Genomic DNA, 5,032 nt, shown 5'->3' with positions numbered 1-5,032 from the left:
CCATCGCCGGGCCGAGGTCGGAGCCGCCGATGCCGACGTTGACGACGTTCCTGATGCGGCGGCCGGTGTGGCCGGTCCACTCGCCCGAGCGGATCCGGTCGGCGAAGGCGGCCATCCGGTCGAGGACCGCGTGCACACCGGGCACCACGTTCTCGCCGTCGACCTCGACCACCGCGTCCCGCGGGGCGCGCAGCGCCGTGTGCAGCACGGCCCGGCCCTCGGTGGTGTTGATCTTCTCGCCGCGGAACATCGCGTCGCGCAGCCCGAACACATCGGTGGCGACGGCCAGTTCCTGGAGGAGGGCGAGGGTCTCGTCGGTGACGAGGTGCTTGGAGTAGTCGATCCGCAGATCGCCGACGCGCACCACGTAGCGCTCCGCGCGCCCCGGGTCGGACGCGAACAGCTCACGCAGGCGCGGGCCCTGCTGCCACTCGGCACGGTGGTCGGCCAGCGCGGTCCACTGCGGGCGCCGGGTGAGCCTGGGGGAGTCAGACATGGGCGGGGGTCTCCTTGGTGCCTTCGCCGCGCAGTGCGACGGCGTACATCTCGTCGGCGTCGAGGCGGCGAAGCTCCTCGGCGATGAGTTCGGAAGTGGGGCGGACCTTCAGCGCGAGGGTGCGCGGCGGCTGGCCCGGCAGGGACAGCGTGGCCAGCGGGCCCTCGGGGCGGTCGATGACGATCTCGCCGCCCGCGACGCCGAGCCGCACGGCCGTGACCACCGGGCCCGCGGTGACCACCCGGTTCACCCCGACCTTCAGCCGGGCCTCCAGCCAGCGGGCGAGCAGTTCGGCGCTGGGGTTGTCGGCCTCGCTCTCCACGGTCGCCGAGGCGATCTTCGTGCGCGCCTGGTCCAGGGCCGCGGCCAGCATCGAACGCCAGGGCGTCAGCCGGGTCCAGGCGAGATCGGTGTCGCCGGGCGCGTACGACTTCGCCCGTGCCTCCAGCGCCTTCAGGGGCTGGTCGACGGCGTACATGTCGGTGATGCGGCGCTGGGCGAGCGCGCCCAGCGGGTCCTTGGCGGGCACGTCGGGCGCGTCCACCGGCCACCACACCACGACCGGCGCGTCCGGCAGCAGCAGCGGCAGCACCACCGAGTCGGCGTGGTCGGACACCTCGCCGTAGGTGCGCAGCACGACCGTCTCGCCGGTGCCGGCGTCCGCGCCGACCCGCACCTCGGCGTCGAGGCGGGAGTTGGTGCGGTCGCGCGGGGTACGGGCGTGTCGCTTGATGACGACCAGGGTCCGCGAGGGGTGCTCGTGCGAGGCCTCCTCGGCGGCCTTGATCGAGTCGTAGGCGTTCTCCTCGTCGGTGACGATCACCATCGTCAGGACCATGCCCACGGCGGGTGTACCGATGGCGTGGCGGCCCTGCACCAACGCCTTGTTGATCTTGCTTGCCGTGGTGTCGGTCAGGTCGATCTTCATGGCCTGCGCCAGCTCCGTCCGTCTCGTGCGAGCATCTCGTCGGCTTCCTCGGGTCCCCAGCTGCCCGACGGGTACTGGGCCGGCTTGCCGTGCGCCGTCCAGTACTCCTCGATCGGGTCGAGGATCTTCCAGGACTCTTCCACTTCCTGGTGACGGGGGAACAGATTGGCGTCGCCGAGCAGCACGTCCAGGATGAGCCGCTCGTACGCCTCCGGGCTGGACTCCGTGAACGACTCGCCGTACGCGAAGTCCATCGTCACGTCCCGGATCTCCATCGAGGTACCCGGGACCTTCGAACCGAACCGCACCGTCATGCCCTCGTCGGGCTGGACCCGGATGACGATCGCATTCTGGCCGAGTTCCTCGGTGGCGGTGGAGTCGAACGGGGAGTGCGGGGCGCGCTTGAACACCACCGCGATCTCGGTCACCCGGCGGCCCAGCCGCTTGCCGGTACGCAGATAGAACGGGACGCCCGCCCAACGGCGGTTGTCGATCTCCAGCTTGACCGCCGCGTAGGTGTCGGTCGTCGAGGCCGGGTCGATGCCCTCCTCCTGGAGATAGCCGGGCACCTTCTCGCCGCCCTGCCAGCTCTGCGCGTACTGCCCCCGGACGGTGTGCGTGCCCAGGTCCTCCGGCAGCCGCACCGACTTCAGCACCTTGAGCTTCTCGGTGAGCAGCGACTCGGCGTCGAAGGCGATGGGCTCCTCCATCGCGGTCAGCGCCATCAGCTGGAGCAGGTGGTTCTGGATGACGTCACGGGCCGAGCCGATGCCGTCGTAGTAGCCCGCCCGGCCGCCGATACCGATGTCCTCCGCCATGGTGATCTGCACATGGTCGACGTACGACCGGTTCCAGATCGGCTCGTACATCTGGTTGGGGAAACGCAGCGCCAGAATGTTCTGGACGGTCTCCTTGCCGAGGTAGTGGTCGATGCGGAACACCTGCTCCGGGTCGAACACGTCGTGCACGACCCGGTTGAGCTCACGGGCGCTGGTCAGGTCGTGGCCGAACGGCTTCTCGATGACCGCGCGCCGCCAGGCGCCCTCCGGCGCGTTCGCCAGGCCGTGCTTCTTCAGCTGCCGGACGACCTTCGGGAAGAACTTGGGCGGTACGGAGAGGTAGAAGGCGAAGTTGCCGCCGGTGCCCCGGGAGGCGTCCAGCTCCTCGACGGCCTCGCGCAGTTGCTTGAAGGCGGTGTCGTCGTCGAAGTCGCCGGGGACGAACCGCATGCCCTCGGCGAGCTGCTGCCAGACCTCCTCGCGGAACTCCGTGCGGGAGTGCTCGCGCACCGCGTCGTGCACGACCTGCGCGAAGTCCTGGTCCTCCCAGTCGCGGCGGGCGAACCCGACGAGCGAGAAACCCGGCGGCAGCAGACCGCGGTTGGCCAGGTCGTAGACGGCCGGCATCAGCTTCTTGCGGGACAGGTCGCCGGTGACACCGAAGATGACGAGTCCGGACGGCCCGGCGATCCGCGGGAGACGTCGGTCGCGGCCGTCCCGCAGCGGGTTCTCCCACTCCGTCGCCGACATGACCGGGACGTGCACCTCTTCCGGTGCCGGCATGGCCGGGACCTGCGCCTGCTCCGGTGCCGGCATGGCCGGGACCTGCGCCTGCTCCGGCGCCGTCCCCTGGTCGGGCGTGCTGGTCATCGTGCGTCAACTCCCTTGCTGTTCAGTGACTTCGTCACGGCGTCCAGCAGGTCCTGCCAGGCCACCCGGAACTTGGCGACGCCCTCGTCCTCCAGTTGCGCCACCACCTCGTCGTAGGAGATCCCGAGCCCCTCGACGGCGGCGAGGTCGGCGCGGGCCCGGTCGTAGCCGCCGGTCACCGTGTCGCCGTGGATGTCACCGTGGTCGGCGGTGGCGTCGAGCGTGGCCTGCGGCATCGTGTTGACCGTGCCGGGCGCGACCAGTTCGTCCACGTACAACGTGTCCTTGTAGGCCGGGTCCTTCACCCCGGTGGAGGCCCACAGCGGACGCTGCCGGTTGGCGCCCGCGCCGACGAGGGCGCCGAAGCGCGCACCGCCGAAGACGTCCTCGTACGCCTCGTAGGCGAGCCGCGCGTTGGCCAGCGCCGCCTTCCCCTTCAGCGCCAGGGCCTCGGCCGTGCCGAGCACCGTCAGCCGCTTGTCGATCTCGCTGTCGACGCGGGAGACGAAGAAGGAGGCGACCGAGTGGATCCCGGCCAGGTCCAGGCCGCGCGTCCGCGCCTTCTCCAGGCCCGCGAGGTAGGCGTCCATGACCTCGCGATAGCGCTCCAGGGAGAAGATCAGCGTGACGTTGACGCTGATGCCCAGGCCGAGGACCTCGGTGATCGCCGGCAGACCCGCCTTCGTCGCCGGGATCTTGATCATGACGTTGGGGCGGTCCACCAGCCAGGCCAGCTGCCGCGCCTCGGCGACGGTGGCCCGCGTGTCGTGGGCGAGCCGGGGGTCGACCTCGATCGACACCCGGCCGTCGCGGCCGCCGGTCGCCTCGTGCACCGGGCGCAGGATGTCGGCGGCCGCCCGCACGTCGGCGGTCGTCATCATCCGTACGGCCTCGTCCACCGTGACGCCGCGCACCGCCAGCTCGGCGAGCTGCTCCTGGTAGCCCTCGCCGGAGCCGATGGCTGCCTGGAAGATCGAGGGGTTGGTGGTCACGCCCACCACGTGCTTCTTCTCGACGAGTCCGGCGAGGTTGCCGGAGGTGATCCGACTGCGCGAGAGGTCGTCCAGCCAGATCGAGACGCCTTCGTCGGTGAGGCGTCCGAGGGCTCCCGCGGTCGCGGTCGCTTCGTTCACTGTGATCATCTTCTTTCCTGCCGTCGGATCAACCGCGCGCGGCGCCCAGGGATTCCCGGGCCTTCGCGGCGACGTGGTCGGGGTGAGGCCATGGGCGGCGACACGAGTCCGGGTGCCGGCGGGGGCGCCGGGATGGTCGAGGGAGACGACGCGTCCGGCGCCCTCCGTGAACCGGTACCCCGCCGGATCGATCCCGCCCTCGATTGCGACGCGGGCCCGCACGGACGGCGGAAGGACGCGCTCACGGCAGCCGCGCGACCGCTCCTCGAACCACTGCGCCCACGGCGTCGACACCACCGGGTGACGACCCTCTCGGCCTCCAGCGTCTCGCGGCCGGCGTCGCCCGGCCACACAGCGGTGTCGGCCGGTTCGCTCCGGGGCAGCGGGATCGTAAGTCATCACCTTTTGAAAGATCGAGCGCCTTCTGATGCCTGACGCGTTCAATCTTAAAAGTCTGACTTTTATGAGGGAAGGTGGGGGCCCCGACCGCAGGGCCGGGGTGGGCGAAGCCGTCACGCAAGAACGCAGAAACGCGCCCGGGTTGCGGGCGCGTTTCTGCGGAGAATTCGACCGCGATCGTCGTGCGCGGTCGGTCGGTGTCGGTCCCGGCATCGTCCGCCTCGTGGGGCGGACGTTGCCTGCACGGCATTAGAGCTTGGTCATCTTGGCGTACGGGCTCAGGATCCGCATCTGGGCGGAGCCGAAGTCCACGAGGGCCGCGATACCGTCCTCGATGCCGATCACCCGGCCGAGTCCGTATATGTCGTGCGTGACCTTGTCGCCCACGGCGAAGTGCTTCGGAGGCGGGGGTACCGGGGCTTTGAAG

Annotated in this window: 4 protein-coding genes and 2 pseudogenes; all 6 read right to left on the bottom strand. The window is 70.4% G+C overall.

Going from position 1 to position 5,032, the window contains the following annotated elements:
- Positions 1 to 496, bottom strand: a pseudogene (locus FNH09_RS44520) (glucose-6-phosphate isomerase); the annotation flags it as partial.
- Entirely contained in the window at positions 489 to 1,424 is a 936-nt protein-coding gene (gene opcA, locus FNH09_RS44515) for a glucose-6-phosphate dehydrogenase assembly protein OpcA (protein ID WP_152895568.1), read from the bottom strand. The pseudogene FNH09_RS44520 and the gene opcA, both read right to left, overlap by 8 nt.
- Positions 1,421 to 2,986, bottom strand: coding sequence for a glucose-6-phosphate dehydrogenase (zwf, locus tag FNH09_RS44510; RefSeq protein WP_238427467.1), 1,566 nt, complete (start codon positions 2,984 to 2,986; stop codon positions 1,421 to 1,423). The genes opcA and zwf overlap by 4 nt, the downstream gene beginning before the upstream one ends.
- Positions 2,987 to 3,069: 83 nt before the next feature.
- The gene (tal, locus tag FNH09_RS44500; protein ID WP_152895567.1) at positions 3,070 to 4,215 is read right to left on the bottom strand and encodes a transaldolase; all 1,146 of its coding nucleotides are present in this window, start codon (positions 4,213 to 4,215) and stop codon (positions 3,070 to 3,072) included.
- Positions 4,216 to 4,323: 108 nt separating this feature from the next.
- Positions 4,324 to 4,605 (bottom strand): annotated as a pseudogene (locus FNH09_RS50370) (transketolase-like TK C-terminal-containing protein); the annotation flags it as partial.
- 249 nt (positions 4,606 to 4,854) lie between these two features.
- Positions 4,855 to 5,032 (bottom strand): CarD family transcriptional regulator (locus FNH09_RS47390; RefSeq protein ID WP_238427466.1); only part of this gene is annotated, 178 nt, incomplete at its 5' end.

The organism is Streptomyces adustus, assembly GCF_009377175.1.
In the GTDB taxonomy this organism is placed as follows: Bacteria; Actinomycetota; Actinomycetes; order Streptomycetales; family Streptomycetaceae; genus Streptomyces; species Streptomyces adustus.
This window is presented reverse-complemented; position numbering and strand designations above follow the sequence as displayed.

What these genes read in the sequence shown, in the direction of transcription:
- zwf (WP_238427467.1), bottom strand. Translation starts at nt 2,986, where the DNA reads ATGCCGGCACCGGAAGAGGTGCACGTCCCGGTCATGTCGGCGACGGAG.
- tal (WP_152895567.1), bottom strand. Translation starts at nt 4,215, where the DNA reads ATGATCACAGTGAACGAAGCGACCGCGACCGCGGGAGCCCTCGGACGC.
- opcA (WP_152895568.1), bottom strand. Translation starts at nt 1,424, where the DNA reads ATGAAGATCGACCTGACCGACACCACGGCAAGCAAGATCAACAAGGCG.